The organism is Nonomuraea sp. NPDC059194 (genome assembly GCF_042754765.1).
Lineage (GTDB): Bacteria > Actinomycetota > Actinomycetes > Streptosporangiales > Streptosporangiaceae > Nonomuraea.
In genome coordinates this window covers 43,725-63,970 of sequence record NZ_JBHZBH010000045.1, presented here as the reverse complement: position 1 = coordinate 63,970, position 20,246 = coordinate 43,725, and the positions used below count along the sequence as shown (strand labels likewise).

Below are 20,246 nucleotides of genomic sequence, written 5' to 3'. Positions count from 1 at the left end.
GGAGTGGCCGCCCTCATGTCACATCGATCTTCCCTATCGGGCATCAAGGTGATGATTGGGTTCAAACCCGTACACCACCCTCGTGGACGCTAACCCGGCGATAGGCGCAAGCGAGGCCGACATCGCCGAGCAGGAGGAACGTCTCGGGATACGCCTCCCGCCGAGTTATCGCGCCTTCCTCCGCATCGCGAACGGGTGGGGGCAGGGCATCTTCCGGCCCGTCCACGAGATTGGGCGGGTGCGAGCCCTCGCCCCATGGCTGGCCGAACTGGCGGACCCCAATCCCCTCTACCCGATCGACAGCGCATCGGATGAGGACTACTTCGTCTACGGCGATGACCAGGATTCCGTGTTCTACCGCCCCGAATACCTCCCCGATTCCATCCTGATCGGACAGTTCGACGACGGCGACTTCTTCCTCAACCCGCACGTCATCAGCCCGGCGGGAGAATGGGAAGCGTGCTTCGCGGCCGCGTGGCTGCCGGGAGTCGAGCGCTATCGCAGCTTCTTCGACCTCGTGGCTAGTGACATGGACAGATTTAAGGACTTCCAACCCGATGCGAGCTGATCATCGCGGACTCCACCGCCTTGACGGCGGCCAGGATGCACGGCGTTGACGCGGTGATCGAGGGGGAGACGAGATGCTCGGGGCCGTAGCGTGAGTGGATCTCGGCGAGGCGCTCGGAGACGTCGAGGTGGGTATCGTCGGGGCCGGTGGTCATATCGCAGTACGTCAGCGCGTTGACCCGCTCCGGGCGTTCCTCGTCGAACTCGGCGGTGAAGGCGTCGAAGAGGTTGCGGTTGAGCGCCTCATTGACCGCGCAGGAGTGGTGCGTGACCAGGCGGCACAGGGTGTCATCGGCCTTGGCCACGTCGCGCAGGTAGCGCGCACTGTCGCATCGAGCAGACACTCGATGAAGCTGGTATCGCGATCAGCGCCATCGACGAACGGTCTTTCCCAGGAGAGTAGCGCCGGCCTTCGACCACGATCCTCCGCATTCCCGCGCCTGCCCGAGAAGAAGGTGACGCCCGCGACCACGGCCTCTGGGCGGTCGCTTCTCCCCGGCGAGTCGTACGTCACCCGCACCGACCGGCGCCTGACGCTGACGCGTGATCAGCCTCGCTCCGTGGGAGATACAGCAGTCGGCGGCGCCTTCAGGCTGACGTTACGGTGTCCGGATGGGGTTCGTAAGCGTTCATCGATCCGGGAGAGACGAGCCGTATCCGTGTCCTTGTTGCGGTTTCCTCACCCTTGCGACACGAGGCGGGTACGAGATCTGTCCGGTCTGCTTCTGGGAGGACGATGGACAGGACGACCACGATGCCAACGAAGTTCGCGGGGGACCGAACTACGAGCTGAGCCTTACGCAAGGACGGCGAAACTTCGCGGAGTTCGGCGCGAGTCGCAGACAGGACCTACCCCACGTCCGTCCTCCTCGCCCTGACGAGCATCCCAACAGGTGATCTTGCTAACACCGTTGCTAACGACAGGCCTGGACGACCATAGATAGGCGTGCAGCACCCGATGCCGAACACCCCCTCTGAACAGGTGCTCATGTCACCAATGGACGCCTGTGGACATCTCCGATTTTGCTTGTAAACAGAAGTTCAGGGGCAGGCGTGGCGGCACCGTCCCTCCAGATCCCACGCCGCCACGCCCGTCTATCGGACCCGGCCAGCCAGCAGAGCCGTCCAGACATGCCGAGCCTCGGCGATCAACCAGCGGTAGGTCTCGGAGATCTCCGGCTTGTCGTCGAGTTGGACGGTGCGGCGGATGAACGCCTGTCCCCCGCCCTCGCACAGCTCGTAGAAAGTCGCCCGGCACGTACAGGTCCAAGCCACTGGCCGCACGCGTGCGGGCGTCTCGTACGGCGGTTGCCAGTCCAGGCGCACATGATCCCGTTGGGCCATGGCCACATGCGGACTGATGCACTGGTCGAGCAGGTTGTCTGCGCTGCGCTCGGCCATGGCCTCACCATAGGCCATCCAAGCTATAGCGCGCTATAGCGTACCTAGCGCGCTATCCATCGCCATGGCGCGCGACAGCTCCCTAACGTGATCACCGTGGTGGAGCTGAAGGCGAACCAGCCCAGGTGGCGACAGGTGCACGCGATTCTCGCCGAGCGCATCCGTACGGGTGAGTACAAGGCGGGTGAGCGTATCCCTTCCCTTGTCGATCTCATCGAGGAGTTCGGCATCGCCAACGCCACCGGACAGAAGGTGATGCGCGCGCTCCGGACAGACGGGTTGATCCGCACGGAGCCTGGCATGGGCAGCTTCGTGACCACCCCTGAAGAGCGTCGAGAGATCGAGGCGGACCACGCCAAGAGCGCGGATTCTGCGTGACCAACTGCGTGACAACGGCCCCGGACTCTGCCGGACGCTGGTGAATCTCGGAGGACGGAAAGCGCAGGTAAGACCGGGTATAAGTGGTGATCCCGCACCCTCCCGGCTCTCCTGATAGGAAGAGATCCGAGAGGTTCATGTCCTTGTAGCCCTCGAAGTCATACTGAGAAGCACTCGTGGAGATGTGCTGAAACGGTGCAAATAGCGTGAAGGTATCACTTCACGTGTGGTGCGACCGCCCGTCAGCCAGGACACTTCATCTCGTGTCGCACCCTTTCAAAGAGAAGGCTTCCCGTTGGTCGAGGGTGCCCCTCCTGATGGCCCTCAGCGGCTGGATCGTGTTGGGCGCCATCTACTACCTGTTCATACCGATCTTCCACACGATCTGGTTGTTCACCTGGCTCGCTATCGCAGTTGGCTGGTTGTGGGCCGGTCTGTGGTCGTTCGCGGCCGTGATGTCGTATCTCTCGATCAAGTCCTACGGCAGAGCCGCCGCCGGGCTGGTGATCGCGGTAACCATCGGGGGCATCCTGTGGACAACTGATTGGCCGCTTGCCCACGTGAAGAGCGTGCTGTGGATACGCCAAGGGTGTTTTGCCGAGCTTGCCGCCAACTACAAGAGCGGCAAGCCGCTCGTGGTCCCGTCGTGGATGCAGTATCTCGCCGTAGACGGGAAGGTGGAAGCGCAGCCGAACGGCCTCTACTTTCCCGTGTTCGTCGATTTGTGGCGCAGCGAAAGCGGCGAGGGATTCGCCTATCTGCCAAGTGAGGCGAATCCTCGAACGTTGATTCAGACCGCATTGGGTGACATCGGCGGTCCGACGCATGATCTCGGCAACGGCTGGTGGTGGATCGAGTAGAGCGCTGTGGCGTCGTCGACGATGTCGCCTCGTGGCCAGCGTTGGTCGCCTGGGTCGGGGTGCTCGGCCTTACGGACTTGCGGATGAGTTCGTCGGGGCCATGCTTGTTGGCGAAGACGAGGTCGTTCTCCTGCCAGGGGTTGCCGCGAGCGGGGGCGCCAGAACGTACAGCTATGGATCGACAGCCCCCTTGCCACCCTCAAGGCGCCCGCCGCCAAGCGCATCGCCGACGAGGTCCTGACCACAGGTTCTCTGGAGTGGATGACCCAAGTCCTCAACGGCGACGGCAACGACCGAAGGCGCTCAGCCGAGTGACGAACTGAGTGACAATCGCCTCGGACTTGGCTAGACGACCATGGATCTCTGTGGACTGTGCGCCCAGGTGGGAGCGGGCATACGCCATGATCCCGCCCTCCTGGGTTGCCTGGGATGCAACCCCATCAGTTGAGGTCTTCCCTTTCGCGTTCGCGAGTGAGCCGTCGAGTCGCAGCGATGTCCTGCCTGGCGAGTTCAGCCCAGAACGATTCTCCGTTCCGATGGCCGCTGCCGCCGTATGTCCACTCGGACACCGTGAGCGTGCTGCCCTGGCCAGGGTCAGGCAGACCCAGCAACATCCGGGCCTGAGCGGCACGGTAGTCGGCACGCGTCTGGCGCAGCGCTCCCAGGGTTGTCGAGTAGTGACGGCTCTTGGTCGAGAAGTGGCCGCGGTAGCCCAGCATGTGAGCCCACTGCCGGAGAGGAAGGTCCCGGTACTCCGGAAGGTCATTGAGGAGAAGGCACGTGTAGATCATGCGCCGGGCGTGTTCGGTGACGTCCAGGTTCCGGACTTCCCACATGTGGCGGACAGGGCGGTCGACGGTTCCTGCCGACTCCGCGCCCTTGGTGGCGTACTTGGCGACGTAGGAGGCCACGCGTCGATCACTCATGCCGTCGAGATCGGTGGACACGTAGACCGGTCGCACGTCGATCTGTTCGCCCCATCGCAGCAAGATCGGGCGCTCCCCTTGCATGGGAATGGCGACCTGGCGAGCCGTCTGGCGGATTGCCTTGTCCAGCAGCGGAACGGTTGCCCAGGCCGGCGGGCGGTCAGCCGGTCCGTCCGGGCCGTCGAGGCGGATCACTGCGTGGAAGTGGACCAGACCCCGTGCCTGATACTCGGCGACCTTGGCATAGGACACCCGCAGCACGCTGCGCAGGTCAGTACGGCTGACGCCCAGCAGCCGCGCGAAGACGGACGGGACGGTCTTGGTGAACTCCCGCCAGAGCCGACCGGCATGAGCGTTCCACAGCACTGCGCCCTCGTAGTCATAGCAACTCACGCAGAGCGGTTGCCCGACCTGAAGATCATCACGCTCATGGCGAGCGCCGCAGCCTTCGGGCCGTCCGTGCTCGCAGATGGGGAAGTCGCGCCGGGGGCGGCATGGCAGGGTCTTTCCGTCCTTCTCCCGGTGAGCGTGGACCGGACCGAACGACGGTGCGGTGAAGGTGGCGAACACGCGAGGATGAGTGCTGACGTCCTCGGGGACGCCCTTGCCGCCACGCAAGCCCGAGATGATCAGGTGATAAGTATCGTCCTTGTAGGTGGCCGAGCAGGCAGGGCAGCGTGACGCGCGCCGGTTGCCGCACGCGGTCAGCAGGAAGCCGGTCGGTTCGTCGGCGGTCCGGTAGACGTCCAGGACCTCACCCGTTCCGGCGTCCACGGTGATCCGTTCACCGTGGAGCCGGACGGGCTGAGCGCAACCGCCAGTGGCGTACACCATGCGTCGCCACCGTCCGAAGTCCGGCATGGCCGCACGCTCCATAGCGGCGAGCACGTCTGCGGAAAAGGACGGAACCTCTCTCACGCGGCTTCCTCCCTCTTGTCGTTCTCCCTGCGTCGTGTTGCGGTGGCAGGAGCCGCCTCCTCGACGAGCTCGATGCCGTGGATGGCGGCGATGCGTCGCCATCGATCAGCGGACCACCGGGGCGAGTTGGCGATCATGCGCTCGCACCACTCCTCGGCGAGCGCGACATATGGCCCCATTCCTTCGGGAACCAAACAACTCCTTTCCTCGTAGGGAGCCGCCGCCATGTCCAGAAAGAAGGCGTGCATCATCACCAGGCATGCGAATCGCATGTCTGTCGAGAACGGTGGCCTTTCAGCGAGAGTTTGGAGTGTTAAGGGTTGCGCGACTCTTCACCAGTGAGCGATGCCGGTACTGCTGGCCTACCGCTGGCCGGGTCCCTCCAGCGGAACGGCTTTCGTTGGTTGTGCCCGGTGGCTTTCTACGCTCGTTTCTGTCGCGGCTGGTTTCTCGCTGCCTTCCCGGAATGACGGGAGCTTTGGTATCTCCATTTGTACCACCGCGCACGCGAATCTATGCGAGCGTGAATTAGGCGGATCCCGTCCCCTTAGTCGTCCCAGGACGTCCAATGACATACCGCTGCGTCCCATGGCGTCCCGCTGCATATCGCTGCATCTGATCACCAGACTCAAGAAGTAAGAGAGCTGTCGCCCCTGGGTTAGGCGAACAGCTCCCTTGATCATCGAGGACGTCCTGAGACGTCACTCACGCCAGATCGGTTCGAGAAGGTCCGGGTTGAAGGGAGCGCGCCCGCCGCCTCTCGGATGGACGATGACGGCGTGCAGGGCGTCCGTGATGTGAGCGCGCTTGCTGGACAGCGGTAGCCCGCCGTCCTCCTCCGGGAGGTACCAGCGTCGCCGGATCTCGCTCATGCTCAGGGCCGCTCGCGCCTGCCGTACCTCCACCGAGGCGGTCCGCTTGGCCTTCTCCGCCCGCAGGCGCGCCATGGTCGCCTCCAGCTCCGGGGCCACCCGGAAGTACAGCTCTCCGCTGATCTCCTTGGTCCTCCATCGGCGGGTCAGCTCGTTGAGCTGTTGTACGGCGGTCGCAAGCTCCTCCTCCCCCGTCCATTCGGAGTTCCCCTCCGACGCGGCAAAGGTGGCTTCCTCCATCTTGGTCATCACCAGTTCGGAGATGAAGAAGTCGACCACGTCACCGCGTCGCGAGATGCCGCCACAACCGCCCGCTGCCTTCGACGGACAGGAATAACTGTGGTGCTCGATTCCCTGGCGACGATTGACGCGGAGGGGCTTATTGCAGATTCCCCCGTCCGCGGTAGGGCGTCCGCAGCGGAGAATGCCGGACAGGAGATACTGACGTTCTCTTTCCTGCGGAGAGATGGCCCTCGCCACGGTTCCGTCGTTGTGAATGAGCCCGCCCCTCCGACGGTCGATGATGGCTTGAACGGCAAGCCATTCCTCAGGAGTGAGGATCGTTTCCCACTTGCCGACGATCGGGTTACCTTCGGCGTCCCGGACGATCTCGCCGTCCAGGCGACGCCACCCGCACAGTCGGGGAGAGGACAGCAGCGCTCGGAGGGTGACGCTCTGCCAGCCCTTCCCCCGTGCCGTCTTCACACCGTCCGCCTGCCAGGCCCTGACGATCGAGTGCAGCGAGCGCCCTGCGATGAAGTCACGGGCGGCTTGGCGAACCAACGGCGCTTCCACCGGGTCGAGGGTCAACCGGTCGTCCTGCCAACCGAACGGACGATGCCCGCCAACCGGCGTACCGCTCTCGGCCCGCGCCCGGTGGGAGCGGCGCATCCGGCGCTGCATCTTGCGGACCTCCATCTTGGAGATCACCACACCGAACAGGCCCATGCTCTCGGTGTCCTCGCTGTAGAGGTTCTTCACCTGCCTGGAGTCGGCGAAGACCAGGCCGTCGCGCTTGGTGAACGCCTCCACGAACCGCTCGTAGTCACCAGGCCGCCGGGCAAGACGGTCATCGGCCACGACCACCACGCCCTGAACCGGCGTGCCGTCGTCGAGCTTTCCAGCGCGCAGGGCCTTCACCATCGCCTCGAAGCCGTCTCGGACGACGTGCGCCTTCGCCGCCGACTTGTCGTTGTCGGTGAACTCGTGCACGACGATCCAGCCGTGCCGGGCGGCGGTCTGCTGATTGACGGCATGCTGGTCCTGGACTCCGTGCTCGTCTTTCTTGCCGTCCATCGAGATGCGGGCGTACGACATGACCGGGATCATGAGCCCTCCGGAGGGAATGACAGCGTCAATTCATGTTCTACCCCGAGAACATCGCCATCGGCTTGGAGCAGCCCGAGGTGAGCGGGATGGTGACCGGCAAGTTCGTGATGGAGGTGGTCGAGGACGCCGAGCGCGACCGGCGGCTGACCGTGACGGTCGAGCTGGCGCCGGGGGTGCATCCGTCCGGCGCGGCGGCGCGGGCCGTCGGGGAGTCGATCCTCGCCCAGCTCCTCCGTCTCAACAGCGAGTTCGCCGCCTATGTCCCGCCCGAGAGGCAGCCGCCGGTCGTCCGCCTGCGCGAGACGGGCGACCCCGCCTACTTCCCGCCAGGCGCCAAGCACCGCTACACGCGAGCCTGATCACGCGCCGTCGGGCTCGAAGTCTGTGAAATCCACCTCTCGAGGAAGGTCCCGGTTCCGCGGGAACTCGATGTCCTCCTCCCAGTCCGGGTCAGCGAGAAGGAACCGCCCGAAGTCCGGGGCGTCGCCTTTGAGACGGCGATACTCGGCGATGTCGATCACCTGCCATCCGCCCACGGGAACCTCCTGTCTGGTCCGTCCAGCTTAAGAGCTACAAGATCACATGCAGAGTAGATAGCCCCTCAGAGGGACCCGTGAAGATCACGCCGAGGGGCGACGCCCGTTAGCGGCCGCGATTCCTACCTTCGGCCGCATGGTCAGGAAACTTCTCGCCGGTGGGGCGCTGCTGCTCGGCGTCGCCGCCTTCGCCGTGCCCGTCTCCCCCGGCGACCGGCTCGTCAAGGTGTACGGCGACCTCGCCACCGCCGACCGGATCGCGATCATCGTGCCGGGCACCGACACGACCGCCGCCACCTTCGACAACGGCACCCACCGGCCCGGAGGGGCGGCAAGGGCGCTGCTGGCCGAGGCGCGCAGGATCGAGCCTGGCACGCGGCTGGCGGTCGTCGCGTGGCTCGGCTACGACAGTCCTCCCACGTGGAGCCCGTCGGCCCTCACCGACGGGGCGGCGGCGGACGGGGCGCGGGAGTTGCGCGCGCGGGTGCTGAGCCTGCCGGGGGTGCCGGTGGCGCTGCTGTGCCACAGCTACGGCTCGGTCGTGTGCGCCCGTGCCGCACCGGGACTGCCCGTCGCCGACCTCGCCGTCTTCGGCAGCCCCGGCCTGGGCGGCGCCCGTACGGCAGCCGCCGTGGGGACGCGCGTGTGGGCCGGACGAGGTGCGGGCGACTGGATCTCGAACGTGCCCCACCTGAAGATCGGCCCCGTCGGGTTCGGCACGGATCCCATGGACCCGGCGTTCGGCGCCCGGATCTTCGCGACCGGGCCGGGCGGGCACAGCGACTACTTCGACGCGGGCACCGCCTCCCTGCGCAACCTCGCCCTCATCGCGCTCGGCCGCGGCGAGGAGGTGCGCGGTGCTTGACGTGCAAAGGATCGAAGCCGCCACTCCCGCGGGCCGCGACAGGGGCGTCGACGCGCTGCGGGCGGTGGCGATCGCGGGGGTGGTGCTGGGCCACTGGCTGGTCAGCGCGTGGGAGCGGAACCCGCACCTGGTCATCTCCTCGCCGCTGGCGTACCTGCCGCAGCTGGCGCCCGTCTCGTGGGTGCTCCAGCTGCTGGCGGTGTTCTTCCTCGTCGGCGGGTACGCGGCCGCGCGCGGGGTGCGGGAGCCGTACCGCTCGTGGGTCGCCGAACGGCTGGTGCGCCTGGCGATGCCGGTGGTGCCGCTGCTGCTGGCGTGGGTGGCAGTCGGCACGCTGGTCTCGGTGCTGAACGGCCAGCCGATCACGTCGGTGTACGCGCTGGCCAAGTCCGCGCTCGGCCCGTTGTGGTTCCTCGGCGTGTTCGCGGCGCTGACCGCGCTCACCCCATGGCTGGTCAAGGCGGGGTTCACAACCGTGGTGGTCGCGGTCGGGGTCGTGGCGGTCGTGGACCTACTGCGGTTCGGGCTCGGCGCTCCCGGCGTGCTCGGCTGGGTGAACCTCGTGGCGGCGTGGCTGGTGCCGTACCTGCTGGGCATCCTGTGGGCGCGCGGCGACCTGCGCCCGCGCAGGCACGGACCCTGGCTGCTGGCAGGCGGTGGCGCGGCGGCCCTCGCGCTGGTGGTGTGGGGCGGCTACCCGGCGCCCATGGTCGGCGTCACGGGCCAGTCCGTCTCCAACCTCAGCCCGCCGTCGCTGGCCGCGGTGTGCTTCGGCCTCGCGCAGGCGGGCCTCGCGCTGCTCCTCCACGAACCGCTCAGCAGGCTGATGCGCAGGCCGCGGCTGTGGGCCCCGGTGGTGCTGGCCAACCTGAGCGCCATGTCGATCTTCCTGTGGCACCAGACGGCGCTGGCGCTGACCGTGCTCGCCTTCGACCTGTACGGCCGGCCTGACACACCCGCGTGGGTGCTCGAACGGCTGGCGTGGCTGCCTGTCGTAGGCTTGGTTCTGGCTTTAATGACATGGTGTCGTCATCGGCTTGACGTGGGCCGCCGATTTTGGTGACACTGTGTCATGACCTTCTCCGAGACGCTGCGCAACGCCACCTGGGGCGACCACGAGTCGGCCGAGGACGAGAGCTACCTCAAGGAACTCATGGCTGGGCGGCTCAGCGCCGAAGAGTACGGCGAGATGGTCGCCCAGCACTACTTCGCCTACCTGGCCCTCGACGGGGCGGCCAGGCGCCTGGCCGACCACCCGGTGGCGGGGCGGTTCGTCTTCCCGTCCCTCTACCGGGAAGCGGCCCTCGAACGCGACCTGGCCACCGTCTACGGCCCCGCCTGGCGCGAGCGGATCGAGCCCTCCAAGGCGACCAGGACCCTGGTGGCCCGCATCGAGCAGGTCGCCGACTGGCCGGGCGGCTACATCGCCCACCATTACACGCGTTACATGGGCGACCTGTCCGGCGGCCAGTTCATCAGGATGGAGCTGCAGAAGATCTACGGCTACGGCAAGGGCGGCGGCGTCGACTTCTACATCTTCGACGAGGTCGGCTCGCTGCCCCGCTTCAAGAACGACTACCGCGCCAGGCTCGACGCCCTGACCGTCGACGAGGCCGAGCAGCAGCGGATCATCCGTGAGGTGCGCCTGGCCTACCAGCTGAACACCGAGGTCCTGGCCGAGCTGCTGCACGCGGTCAGGCCCGCGGCCTAACATGGGCTCATGCCCAGGATCTCCGCCGCCACGATCGGCGAGCACCGTGCCCAGACGCAGGATCGGATCCTGCAGGCGGTCTCGCGGCTGTCGCGGGTCCAGGGCATCGACGCGATCTCGATGACGGACGTGGCGCACGAGGCGGGCATCACCCGCACCGTGCTCTACAACTACTACCCGGACAAGGCCGCGCTGCTGCTGGCCTTCACCGAGCGGGTGACCCACTACTTCATCGAGGCGTACGCCAGGGAGCTGCCGCCCTCCGCCACCCCTGCCGAGCGGTTGCGGGCGTTCGTGCGGCTGCAACTGGCCGGGCTGCTCGCCCACCCGCACCCTGGGGCGGCCGGGTTGAGCGCCACCCTCGGCCCGGACGCCTACCAGCAGCTGGCCGAGCATGTGGCGCCGATGCAGCGGATCCTGGTGGAGATCCTCGACAGCGGGGCGGCCTCCGGCGACTTCCAGGTGCAGGACGTGCCGGCGACGGCCCGCATGATCCTCGCGGTGATCGGCGCCGAGCGGGAGCCGCTGATCAGCGGCCGGGTGAGCGTGGAGGCGGCCGAGCAGATCGTGTCCGGTTTCGTCCTGCGTGCGCTGAACAGCACCCCCTGATCACAGCTCCCCCTGGGGGCCTGCGCCAAGATTGTCGTCATGGACGTCCAGCTCACCTCCGCACGGGGCAAGTGGATCCTGGCAGCGACCGTGCTCGGCTCGGGCCTGGCCATGCTCGACAGCACGATCGTCAACGTCGCCATGCCGGCGCTGCGGGCCGAGCTGAAGGCGGACATGGCCGGCCTGCAGTGGACGATCAACGCCTACACCCTCACCCTGGCGGGCCTGATCCTGCTCGGCGGCTCGCTCGGCGACCGCTACGGCCGCCGCAAGATCTTCCTCATCGGCACCGTGTGGTTCGCGCTGGCCTCCGCGCTGTGCGGGCTCGCACCCAACATCGAACTGCTGATCCTGGCCCGCGCCCTGCAGGGCATCGGCGGCGCGCTGCTCACGCCCGGCTCGCTGGCGATCATCCAGGCCAGCTTCGCCCGCGAGGACCGGCCGAGGGCGGTGGGCGCGTGGTCGGGAGTGAGCGGCGTGGCCGCCGCCATCGGCCCGCTGCTGGGCGGCTGGCTGGTGGAGAACGCGGGCTGGCGCTGGGCGTTCCTGGTCAACCTGCCGTTCGCCGCGCTCGTCGTCCTCATCACGCTCAGGCACGTCCCCGAGTCGAGGGACGAGCGCGCCGCGGGCCGGTTCGACGTGGCCGGCTCGGTCCTGGCGGCGCTGGCGCTGGCCGGCATCACCTACGGGCTGACCGAGAGCGGGCAGCCGCTGCCCCTGGTGGGCGGCCTGGTGCTGGGCGTCGCGTTCGTGGCGCTGGAGATCCGCAGGTCACCTGACGCGCTGGTGCCGATGGGACTGTTCAGGAACACCGTGTTCAGCGCGGTGAACGTGGTCACGCTGATCATGTACGCCGCGATGGGCGTGGTCTTCTTCCTGCTCACGCTGCAGCTGATGACGGTCGCGGGCTTCGGCGCCGTCGCCGCGGGCTCGGCGCTGCTGCCGGTGACGATCCTGATGCTGCTGCTGTCGGCGCGCGCGGGCGAGGTGGCCAGGAGGTACGGTCCGCGGCTGCCGATGACGATCGGCATCCTCGTGGCGGGAGCCGGGTTCCTGCTGATGGCGACGATCGGCGCGGGCTCCAGCTACTGGCTGCACGTGCTGCCCGCCGTCTCGGTCTTCGGCCTGGGGCTGTCGGCGGCCGTCGCGCCGCTGACGGCGACCGTGCTGGCCACGGCCGACGACCGCTACGCGGGTACGGCCAGCGGCATCAACAACGCCGTCGCCAGGACCGGCAGCCTGCTGGCGGTGGCGGCGGTCCCGCCGTTCGTCGGCCTGGCGGGCGACGCGCTCAGCGACCCCGAGCGCTACGCCGCCGGATTCACCAGAGCGATGCTGATCAGCGCGGGCATGATGGCGGTCGCCGCGCTGATCACCTTCGTCACGATCAGGACGAACGTGCTGGCCCCGCAGAGCCCTCAGAACGTGAAGGACTGACTCCTGACGCTGTTGTCGAAGTTGGATACCAGCAGCTCGGGCTCGCCCACCGACCTGATGCCGGGCAGCCTGGTCAGCAGCTCGCGGAACATCGTCCGCATCTCCTGCCTGGCCAGGTTGGCCCCGAGGCAGAAGTGCGGGCCAGGGCCGCCGAAGCCGACGTGCGGCTTGGTGTCGCGGGTGATGTCGAAGGCGTCGGCGTCGGGGAAGACCTCCTCGTCGCGGTTGGCCGAGCCGTAGAACAGCACGACCCTGTCGCCCTTCTTCAGCTCCAGACCGCGCAGTGCGTAGTCTTCCGTCACGGTCCTGCGGAACTGGATGATCGGCGAGACGTGCCTGACCATCTCCTCGATCGCGCCGCCCACGTACCGGTCGAAGTCGCTCATCAGCAGCTCGCGCTGGCCGGGGTGGTCGGTGAGCAGCTTGATGCCGTGGGCCATCGTGTTGCGCGCCGTCTCGTTGCCCGCCACCAGCAGCAGCGCGAAGAACGAGCCCAGTTCCTTGTCGGTCAGCTTCTCCCCGTCGGGGTTGGCCGTGACCAGCGCCGAGACCAGGTCCTTGCCGGGGTCGGCGACGCGCTGGTGGCCGAGCTGGATGACCATGCGCTGCAGGGCCAGCAGCGCCACCACGTTCTTGCCGGCCAGGCGGGCGCTCTGCAGCACGCTCGGCCGTACGCCGCTGTAGGCGGTCGAGGCGTCGACGTGCTCGTGGACCTTCGCCCTGAACTCTTCGGGGATGCCCATCATGTCGCAGATGACGTGGATGGGCAGGCGGGCGGCGACCTGCGTGACGAAGTCGCCGGACCCCTTGGCGATCACGTCGTCGACGATCCGCTGGCACGCCTGGTCGATGTCGGCCTGCAGGTTCTGCAGCATCCTGGGACTGAAGGCGCGCGAGACGATGCGCCTGAGCCTGGCGTGGCGGGGGTCGTCCATGTTGACCATCGACTCGCCGAACACGTGCTTGACCCAGCCGGGCGGCTCGGGGTTGGTGACGGCGGGCTCGCTGGAGAAGACCTTGGCGTTACGGCTGGCCTCGACGACGTCGGCGTGCCTGACGAGGGCGTAGAACCCGGTGCCCGAACGCAGCAGCGGCACCTTCTTCTCCGGGAAGAAGACCGGGTGCTCCATCTGGCGGAGCCTGGCGAACGCCTCCTGCCGCTCCTTGAGCGGTTTGCGCCAGAAGTCCAGGTCCGCGAGGTCGATGTCCACCCGCCTATCCTGGCACGTTCCCGTGGTGTTCAGGCCAGGTTCGGCGGGCCTGGGGACCATCCGGGCATGACCGTCTCGCGCCCCGTCCTGCTCGCCGCCTGCCTCACTCTCCCCTTCCTTCATGGCCCCGCGGAGGCCGCCGCCTCGGTGACCTCCTGCGGCGCGCACCCGTCGGACTTCGACGGCGACGGCCTGCCCGATCTGGCCATCGCGGCGCCGTACGAGAGCGTGGAAGGACGCTCCCGCGCGGGCGCGGTCACGATCAGGTACGGCTCGGGCCGGCAGGCGAGGCTCTCCCAGGCGACGCCCGGCGTGCCAGGTGACCCGGAGCTCGGCGACTCCTTCGGCTCGGCCCTCGCGGTCGGCGACTTCGACGGCGACGGTTGCGCCGATCTCGCGGTCGGCGTCTCGGAGGAGTTCTTCGGCACGCCCGTCCCCGGCGCCGACGGCAACGGCGCCGTCCAGCTCTTCCACGGCTCGCCGCGCGGGCTCGTCCCCGGACGGCAGCTGTCGGCCACCGGGCGGGGTTCCGACCGGTACGGCGCGGCGCTGGCGGCCGGCGACCTCGACGGCGACGACTCCGACGAGCTGGTCATCGGGGCGCCCGCCATGGGCGCCGGCGGCGCGGTCGTCGTCCACGGCTTCGAGGGCCGCCAGCCGTACCGGATCACGCAGCGGAGCCTGCGCCAGCGGAGCCTGGTCACCGACCAGTTCGGCGCGGCGCTGACCACCGGCGACTTCGACGGCGACGGCAAGGACGAGATCGCGATCGGCGCTCCCGCCGACACCGTCCGCCTGGACGGCCAGGGCTCGGTGACCGTCGTGAACCCGCGCGGCCGCGGGGCCGTCCAGTACACCCAGTCCTCGCCCGGTGTGAAGGGCGGCGCGGAGAAGTGGGACGCCTTCGGCGGCTCGCTGGCCGCCGCCGACTTCGACGCCGACGGGCGCGACGACCTGGCGATCGGCGTGCCGGGCGAGGGCCTGAGCGCCAACCAGCGCGCCATGGACTACGGAGACGGCATGGTCCACGTCCGCTACGGCACCGGCCGGTGGGAGGCGTGGACGCAACGCCTGCTGAAGGGGAGCCCGCGCTACTACGACAGGTTCGGCGCGGCGCTGGCGGCGGGCGACTTCAATGGCGACGGCGACGCCGAGCTGGCGGTCGGCGTGCCGGGCGAGAACGCCGTGCAGGTGCTGGCCAGTGCCAGGAGGGGCGGCCTGACCAGGCACGGCGACCTGCTGATCAGGGGCAGGGGCCGTGACTTCGGCGCCGCCATGACCGCGCTGCCCTCGACCGGCCGCTACCGGGCGCTGTCGGCGGCCCGGCCCGTCGACGGGCTGGTCGTGGCGGCGCCCGGCGTGGGCGTGGTCACCTTCGTGCCCGGCTCCCGCCGCCCGGGGCCGTTCCCCGGGCTGCGGCCCGGCAAGGCCCGCAAGCTCGGCAGCGGGCCGGGCCTGTACGGCTACGCCTTCGGCTGACCGGCTTTGTCGGTCAGTTCACCAGGTACGCCAGGTCGGCCGCCTCGCGGAAGTGCACGCCGACGAGGCCGACCCGCTCTGCGGCCTCGACGTTCACCAGCCTGTCGTCGACGAACGTCACCTCGCCCGGCGCGGCGCCCAGCCCGTCGAGGACGGCGAGATAGATCTCGGGGTCGGGCTTGGACAGGCCCATCCTGCCGCTGTAGAAGCGGGGTTCAACCGGGGTCATCCACGGCAGCCCGTCGATCCCCTCGGCGATGCAGTCGGGCGCGTTGGACAGCAGCGCGACGCGCGGCAGCCGGTCCATGACGGCCAGCGTGGCGCGGTTGGGGTGCGTCCAGCTGGCGATGTCGAGCTCGACCAGCCTGGCGACCTCTTCGTCGCCGACGTCGCGGCCCAGCGCCAGCGACCAGTACTCGCGCGGGGTGAGCGTGCCCTTGTCGAACTCCAGGCGGTGTTTCCAGTAGCCGTGCTCGAAGGAGTCCAGGTCGGTTCCGGCGGCGGCCGCCATGGTCTCGACATCGGCCTTCGGCTGTGGGAGGGACAGAACGTTTCCGTAGTCGAACAGCACCCAGGTCATGACAACTGACGCTAACCCACGATCTTCGACCACGCGCGGCCCACGCCCGTGCCCAGTGATCAGATCATGGTTCTCCGCGCAGATCGGGGGTCGTGATCCGGTACCCCACCCCGGGCGTGGTGGTGATGGCCGGAGGCTCGCCGAGTTTGCGGCGGAGCCGGCCGATGGTGACCGTGACGGTGTTGGTCAGGGGGTTGGCATGCTCGTCCCACACCTGTTCGAGCAGGTCCTCGGCGCTGAGGAAGGCAGGGGCGGCGCGCAGGAGGGCTTCGAGCAGGGCGAACTCCTTGACCGACAGATCCAGGTGGCGGCCGTCGCGGGTGGCGATCCGGCGCAGCGGGTCGAGCTCGATGCCCGCCGCGCGCAGCGTGCGGGGCCGGGCGGAGGGCTGGCGGCGGGCCAGGGCGCGGATGCGCAGCACCAGCTCGGGGAAGTGGAAGGGCTTGGCCAGGTAGTCGTCGGCCCCCAGGGTCAGGCCGGTCACGCGGTCGACGGGCGAGTCGGCGGCGGTCAGCATCAGGACCATGACACGGTCGTCGCGTTCGGTGATCATCTGGCAGAGCGTGTCGCCGTGGATGCCCGGCAGGTCGCGGTCGAGGACGACCACGTCGTAGGCGTTGAGGTCGAGCTTGGCGGCGGCCTCCAGGCCGTCATGGGCTACGTCCACGGCCATGCCCTGATCGCTCAACCCTTCGACGAGTACGGCGGCCAGGGCGCGGGCGTCCTCGACCACGAGCACTCTCACGCCGCGGCCTCCGCCGGTACGGCCGCCAGGGGCAGCGAGATGGCGACGTGGAGGCCGCCTTCCGGTCGGGCCCGCAGGTCGAGGCGGCCGCCGTGCGCGGCGGCGACGGCCGCGACGATCGACAGGCCGAGCCCGGACCCGGTGCCGGAGTGAGTGCGGTCGGCACCAAGTCGGTGGAAGGGCTGGGCCAGCCGATCGACCTGCTCCTGATCGAGAACGTGCCCGCCGGTCTCGACGACGAGCCGAGCCGTCGTGGCGTCGGCGGTGATGGCGAGGCGGATCCAGCCGCCATGGTGGTTGTGGGTGATGGCGTTGTCGATCACGTTGTCGATCATGCGGGTGAGGAGCGCCCTGCTTCCCTGCGTCCACACGCCGTCGTCAGCGGTGCCGGAGTCGGCGTCGCCCGGGGAGTCGGCGGTGCGCCAGGAGTGGACGGTGAGGTTTTTGGCGGTGATGCCGGCGGCCCGATCGTCCAGGGCCGCGGTCGCCAGAGCGCGGAGCGAGAGCGTCGCGCGGTCGGCCAGGGCGCCGTGCTGGGTGCGGGCGAGCATGAGGAAACCTTCGAGGAGCCGGTCGACCTGGTCGAGCTCGGTGCGCAGCCGGTCGGCGAGCGCGACGGTCTGCGGTGGTACGGGCTCCGGTTTGGCCACGGCCACGTCCAGGGACGCGCGCATGGTGGTCAGCGGAGTGCGGAGCTCGTGGGAGGCGTTGGCCACGAACCGGCGTTGCGCGGCGAACGAGCTCTCCAGCCGTTCCAGCAACTCGTCGATGGTGTCGGCGAGATCTTTGACCTCGTCGGCCGGGCCCTGCACGGCCAGCCGCTCGTGCAGGTTGTCGGCGGAGATCCGGCGGGTGGCCGCGGTGATCGTCCGCAGCGGGCGCAGCACCCGGCCCGCGACGACCCGGCCCAGCACGACCGACATCACACCCATGATCGCGAGTGCCACCGCCGAGCCGATCAGCAGTTGGCGCGACTGCGCCGCGTGCGTGTCCGCCAGCTGGGCCTGAAGCCATGCGATGCGATCGGTGGCGGCGGCGAGCGTGGTCGGGTCCGCCGCCAGGGTCCCGGGGGGCGCGGACTGGCTGACCCGCGTCCCTCCGAGGCCCACGAGGTTGGTGATGACCAGCATTCCGACGCCGGACAGCAGGAACATGGCACCGTACAGGACGGTGAAGCGCAGTCGTACGGTGCGCGCCGGGCGTCGCCACTTTCGCATGGGCTCCAGGATGCCGTGCCGGACCTAACAACGATGTGACAGCCTCCGTTCGGCCCGTGTTAGGGCCGGGTCCGTACAACCGATCGCATGCGAGCAACCATCGAAGTCAACGGGCTGCGCAAGCGGTTCGGCCAGATCACGGCGCTGGACGGCATGTCGTTCACCGTGCTGCCAGGAAAGGTCACCGGGTTCGTGGGGCCCAACGGGGCGGGCAAGTCCACGACGATGCGGGTGATCCTCGGCCTGGACGCGGCCGACGAGGGCCACGCGCTGATCGGCGGGCAGCCGTACCCGAGCCTGCGCGACCCGCTCACCCACGTCGGCGCGCTGCTGGACGCCGGCGCGCTGCAACCGAGTCGTACGGCACGTAACCACCTGATGTGGTTGGCCCACTCCCAGGGCATGGACGGCAGGCGGGTGGACGAGGTGCTCCACCTGGTCGGGATGCGGTCCGTGGCCCGGCGCAGGGCGGGTGGATTCTCGCTGGGCATGCGGCAGCGGCTCGGCATCGCGGCCGCGCTGCTCGGGGACCCGCCCGTGCTCATGCTGGACGAGCCGGTCAACGGCCTGGACCCGGAGGGCATCGTGTGGATGCGCGGCCTGCTGCGGTCGCTGGCGGGCGAGGGGCGGGCCGTGCTGGTGTCCAGCCATCTGATGAGCGAACTCGAGGACACCGCCGACCATCTCGTGGTGGTGGGCAAGGGCCGGGTCATCGCCGACACCAGCGTGGCCGACCTGATCACGACCGCCTCCCGCGGCCGGGTCACCCTGCGGACGGCGGCGCGATCCGAGGCGATGTCGGTGCTGGGCTCTGCCGGCGCCACCATGGCCGTGACCGATCGCGACACGGTCGTCGTCTCAGGGCTGCCGTCCGAGCGCGTCGTGGCCGTCCTCAACGCGAACGCGGTGCCGTTCTCCGAAGTGGCGACGCACCGGGTGACGCTGGAGCAGGCCTACCTGGACCTCACCGGCGACGCGGTCGAATACCGGGGAGCCGCGCGATGAGCGGGGGTTTCGGGCGGCTGCTGCGCGCCGAGCTGACCAAGTTCAGGACGGTACGCGGCTGGGTGATCAGCATGTTGGCGGCGGCGCTGGTCACCGTGCTGCTCGGGCTGCTGTCCGCGTCCGGCAACCACGCCTCGTGCAGCGCCGGTCCGGTCGAGGTCGCCTGCCCACCGCCGCTGACCGGGCCGGACGGCGAAGCGGTGGACGACAAGTTCTTCTTCGTGCACCGGCCGCTGGCCGGGGACGGCAGCATCACCGCCCGCCTCACCTCCCTGACCGGCAGGATCCGTAAGCCCGACGTGACGCCAGGGGTGCGGAACGAGGTGCCCGGGCTCGTGCCATGGGCGAAGGCCGGAATCATGATCAAGGAGAGCACCAAGCAGGGCTCTGCCTATGCGGCGGTGATGATGACCGGCGAGCACGGGGTGCGGATGCAGCACAACTTCACCCACGACGTGGCCGGTCGGCCGGGCGGCGTCGCCAAGCAGTCGCCGCGCTGGCTGCGGCTGACCCGCTCCGGCGACACCCTCACCGGGTACGAGTCCGCCGACGGCACGAACTGGACCCAGGTCGGCACCGCAAGCCTCGCCGGACTACCGCAGACCGTCCAGATCGGGCTGTTCGCCACCTCCCCCGGCGACCTGACGGTCACCCAGGGAGATCTCGGCGGGTCCATCACGGCGGCCCGCTTCGCCGAAGCCACCGGCGAGTTCGACCAGGTCAAGCTGCATGGCAACGCGTCCGGCGCGTGGCGCGACGACGACCTCGGCGTCACTGTGGGCCCTGACGGGGCCGAGCACCACCCGGGCCGCGCCAGCCGGTCCGGCGGCACCTTCTCCGTCACCGGCGTCGGTGACATCGCGCCGACCGTGGAGGGCCCGACCGCCGAACGCCCCCTCAGCAGCGCGCTGACCGGGCTGATCCTGGTGATCGTGGTGGCGGTCATGTTCATCACCGCCGAGTACCGGCACGGCCTGATCCGCACCAGCCTGCTGGCCGGCCCGCGTCGCGGCCGGGCCCTGGCGGCCAAGGCCCTGGCGCTCGGCCTGATCACCTTCGCCGCCGCCCTGCCCGCCACCGCGATCACGTTCACGGTGGGCGGGCGGATTCTGCGCGCCAACGGCAACGCCGTCCTCCCGGTGTCCACGCTCACCGAGGTGCGCATCATGGTCGGCATGGCGGCGCTGTTCGCGCTGGCCGCCGTGCTCGCCCTCGCCCTCGGCACGCTGCTGCGGCGCAGCGTGGCAGCGGTCATCACCGCTATCGTGATGATCGTGGTCCCGCATGTCCTCGCGACCACCTCGGTCCTGCCCGACAGCGCCGGGCAGTGGCTGCTGCGCGTCACCCCTGCGGCCGGCTTCGCCATCCAGCAGAGCATCCCGGAGTACGCGCACGTGCTCGGCCACTACGCGCCCATCGCCGGCTTCTACCCGCTGCCGCCGTGGGCCGGCCTGGCCGTACTGGCCGGCTATGCCGCGCTCGCCCTCGGCTTGGCCGCCTTCCAGCTCCGCCGGAGGGACGCATGAGGAACCAGCACCCGCACGTCTGCCAGCACCGCGGGAGGACCGCATGAGACAGCATCACCCGCACGTCGCCCACC

Annotated in this window: 23 protein-coding genes; 13 read left to right on the top strand and 10 right to left on the bottom strand. The window is 69.0% G+C overall.

Translation table 11 applies throughout. The features are described from left to right. Nucleotides 1–82 precede the first annotated feature (82 nt). Complete coding sequence (locus tag ACFXJ8_RS37090) at nt 83–568, top strand: SMI1/KNR4 family protein (protein ID WP_379649128.1); 486 nt, start codon at nt 83–85, stop codon at nt 566–568. Here ACFXJ8_RS37090 and ACFXJ8_RS37085 read toward each other — a convergent pair. After that, nucleotides 540–911 carry a phosphohydrolase gene (locus ACFXJ8_RS37085; protein ID WP_379649126.1) on the bottom strand — a complete coding sequence of 124 codons (372 nt, stop codon included), beginning with the start codon at nt 909–911 and terminating at the stop codon, nt 540–542. The two genes, ACFXJ8_RS37090 and ACFXJ8_RS37085, sit on opposite strands and share 29 nt — an antisense overlap. 268 nt (nt 912–1,179) lie before the next feature. On the opposite strand from ACFXJ8_RS37085, the gene ACFXJ8_RS37080 reads away from it, so the two are divergent. After that, nucleotides 1,180–1,464, top strand: a complete 285-nt coding sequence (locus ACFXJ8_RS37080; protein WP_379649125.1) for a CPCC family cysteine-rich protein — start codon at nt 1,180–1,182, stop codon at nt 1,462–1,464. A 198-nt stretch (nt 1,465–1,662) separates the two neighbouring features. Here the strand turns inward: ACFXJ8_RS37080 and ACFXJ8_RS37075 are convergent, their stop codons facing one another. After that, nucleotides 1,663–1,968 (bottom strand): hypothetical protein, encoded by a 306-nt coding sequence (locus ACFXJ8_RS37075; RefSeq protein ID WP_379649123.1) that lies wholly within the window; start codon nt 1,966–1,968, stop codon nt 1,663–1,665. A gap of 96 nt (nt 1,969–2,064) precedes the next feature. On the opposite strand from ACFXJ8_RS37075, the gene ACFXJ8_RS37070 reads away from it, so the two are divergent. Together ACFXJ8_RS37070 and ACFXJ8_RS37065 are read left to right on the top strand one after the other, a co-directional pair. Next, nucleotides 2,065–2,346 carry a GntR family transcriptional regulator gene (locus ACFXJ8_RS37070; protein WP_379649121.1) on the top strand — a complete coding sequence of 94 codons (282 nt, stop codon included), beginning with the start codon at nt 2,065–2,067 and terminating at the stop codon, nt 2,344–2,346. A gap of 317 nt (nt 2,347–2,663) precedes the next feature. Then, entirely contained in the window at nt 2,664–3,206 is a 543-nt protein-coding gene (locus ACFXJ8_RS37065) for a hypothetical protein (RefSeq protein ID WP_379649120.1), read from the top strand. Between the two features lie 440 nt (nt 3,207–3,646). Here ACFXJ8_RS37065 and ACFXJ8_RS37060 read toward each other — a convergent pair whose 3' ends face one another. The 3 genes from ACFXJ8_RS37060 to ACFXJ8_RS37050 all read right to left on the bottom strand — a co-directional run bounded on the left by ACFXJ8_RS37060 (nt 3,647) and on the right by ACFXJ8_RS37050 (nt 7,239). Further along, a complete protein-coding gene (locus ACFXJ8_RS37060; RefSeq protein ID WP_379649119.1) occupies nt 3,647–5,050 on the bottom strand; it encodes a replication initiator in 1,404 nt (467 codons plus the stop codon). Beyond that, complete coding sequence (locus ACFXJ8_RS37055; RefSeq protein WP_379649117.1) at nt 5,047–5,322, bottom strand: hypothetical protein; 276 nt, start codon at nt 5,320–5,322, stop codon at nt 5,047–5,049. The genes ACFXJ8_RS37060 and ACFXJ8_RS37055 overlap by 4 nt, the downstream gene beginning before the upstream one ends. Before the next feature lie 429 nt (nt 5,323–5,751). Then, entirely contained in the window at nt 5,752–7,239 is a 1,488-nt protein-coding gene (locus tag ACFXJ8_RS37050; RefSeq protein WP_379649116.1) for a recombinase family protein, read from the bottom strand. A 44-nt stretch (nt 7,240–7,283) separates the two neighbouring features. On the opposite strand from ACFXJ8_RS37050, the gene ACFXJ8_RS37045 reads away from it, so the two are divergent. Then, nucleotides 7,284–7,610: a hypothetical protein gene (locus tag ACFXJ8_RS37045; RefSeq protein ID WP_379649114.1), complete on the top strand. Its 327-nt coding sequence runs from the start codon at nt 7,284–7,286 to the stop codon at nt 7,608–7,610. Here the strand turns inward: ACFXJ8_RS37045 and ACFXJ8_RS37040 are convergent, their stop codons facing one another. Then, the gene (locus ACFXJ8_RS37040; RefSeq protein ID WP_379649113.1) at nt 7,611–7,772 is read right to left on the bottom strand and encodes a hypothetical protein; all 162 of its coding nucleotides are present in this window, start codon (nt 7,770–7,772) and stop codon (nt 7,611–7,613) included. Nucleotides 7,773–7,923: 151 nt separating this feature from the next. Here ACFXJ8_RS37040 and ACFXJ8_RS37035 point away from each other — a divergent pair, with 151 nt between their 5' ends. Genes ACFXJ8_RS37035 through ACFXJ8_RS37015 form a run of 5 tightly spaced genes read left to right on the top strand, consistent with a single transcriptional unit; the run spans nt 7,924 to nt 12,409 of the window. Further along, the gene (locus tag ACFXJ8_RS37035) at nt 7,924–8,652 is read left to right on the top strand and encodes an alpha/beta hydrolase (protein ID WP_379649111.1); all 729 of its coding nucleotides are present in this window, start codon (nt 7,924–7,926) and stop codon (nt 8,650–8,652) included. Beyond that, nucleotides 8,645–9,715: an acyltransferase gene (locus ACFXJ8_RS37030; RefSeq protein WP_379649109.1), complete on the top strand. Its 1,071-nt coding sequence runs from the start codon at nt 8,645–8,647 to the stop codon at nt 9,713–9,715. The genes ACFXJ8_RS37035 and ACFXJ8_RS37030 overlap by 8 nt, the downstream gene beginning before the upstream one ends. Nucleotides 9,716–9,724: 9 nt before the next feature. Further along, the gene (locus ACFXJ8_RS37025) at nt 9,725–10,363 is read left to right on the top strand and encodes a heme oxygenase (biliverdin-producing) (protein ID WP_379649107.1); all 639 of its coding nucleotides are present in this window, start codon (nt 9,725–9,727) and stop codon (nt 10,361–10,363) included. A gap of 9 nt (nt 10,364–10,372) precedes the next feature. Further along, nucleotides 10,373–10,972, top strand: coding sequence for a TetR/AcrR family transcriptional regulator (locus tag ACFXJ8_RS37020; RefSeq protein WP_379649106.1), 600 nt, complete (start codon nt 10,373–10,375; stop codon nt 10,970–10,972). A gap of 39 nt (nt 10,973–11,011) precedes the next feature. Continuing rightward, the gene (locus ACFXJ8_RS37015; protein ID WP_379649104.1) at nt 11,012–12,409 is read left to right on the top strand and encodes an MFS transporter; all 1,398 of its coding nucleotides are present in this window, start codon (nt 11,012–11,014) and stop codon (nt 12,407–12,409) included. Here the strand turns inward: ACFXJ8_RS37015 and ACFXJ8_RS37010 are convergent. After that, nucleotides 12,391–13,620 carry a cytochrome P450 gene (locus tag ACFXJ8_RS37010; RefSeq protein ID WP_379649102.1) on the bottom strand — a complete coding sequence of 410 codons (1,230 nt, stop codon included), beginning with the start codon at nt 13,618–13,620 and terminating at the stop codon, nt 12,391–12,393. The two genes, ACFXJ8_RS37015 and ACFXJ8_RS37010, sit on opposite strands and share 19 nt — an antisense overlap. A gap of 66 nt (nt 13,621–13,686) precedes the next feature. Between ACFXJ8_RS37010 and ACFXJ8_RS37005 the strand changes: the two genes are divergently transcribed. Next, the gene (locus ACFXJ8_RS37005; RefSeq protein ID WP_379649100.1) at nt 13,687–15,099 is read left to right on the top strand and encodes an FG-GAP-like repeat-containing protein; all 1,413 of its coding nucleotides are present in this window, start codon (nt 13,687–13,689) and stop codon (nt 15,097–15,099) included. A gap of 13 nt (nt 15,100–15,112) precedes the next feature. Here the strand turns inward: ACFXJ8_RS37005 and ACFXJ8_RS37000 are convergent, their stop codons facing one another. From ACFXJ8_RS37000 to ACFXJ8_RS36990, 3 genes are all read right to left on the bottom strand, one after another. Then, on the bottom strand, nt 15,113–15,679 hold the full coding sequence (locus tag ACFXJ8_RS37000) for an HAD family hydrolase (RefSeq protein WP_379649098.1): 567 nt from the start codon (nt 15,677–15,679) through the stop codon (nt 15,113–15,115). A gap of 64 nt (nt 15,680–15,743) precedes the next feature. Continuing rightward, a complete protein-coding gene (locus ACFXJ8_RS36995) occupies nt 15,744–16,424 on the bottom strand; it encodes a response regulator transcription factor (RefSeq protein WP_379649096.1) in 681 nt (226 codons plus the stop codon). Further along, entirely contained in the window at nt 16,421–17,641 is a 1,221-nt protein-coding gene (locus tag ACFXJ8_RS36990; RefSeq protein ID WP_379649094.1) for a sensor histidine kinase, read from the bottom strand. Before ACFXJ8_RS36990 ends, ACFXJ8_RS36995 begins: the two co-directional genes overlap by 4 nt. 87 nt (nt 17,642–17,728) lie before the next feature. On the opposite strand from ACFXJ8_RS36990, the gene ACFXJ8_RS36985 reads away from it, so the two are divergent. After that, the gene (locus tag ACFXJ8_RS36985; protein ID WP_379649092.1) at nt 17,729–18,646 is read left to right on the top strand and encodes an ATP-binding cassette domain-containing protein; all 918 of its coding nucleotides are present in this window, start codon (nt 17,729–17,731) and stop codon (nt 18,644–18,646) included. After that, nucleotides 18,643–20,172: an ABC transporter permease subunit gene (locus ACFXJ8_RS36980; RefSeq protein WP_379649090.1), complete on the top strand. Its 1,530-nt coding sequence runs from the start codon at nt 18,643–18,645 to the stop codon at nt 20,170–20,172. The genes ACFXJ8_RS36985 and ACFXJ8_RS36980 overlap by 4 nt, the downstream gene beginning before the upstream one ends. Nucleotides 20,173–20,246: the final 74 nt, after the last annotated feature.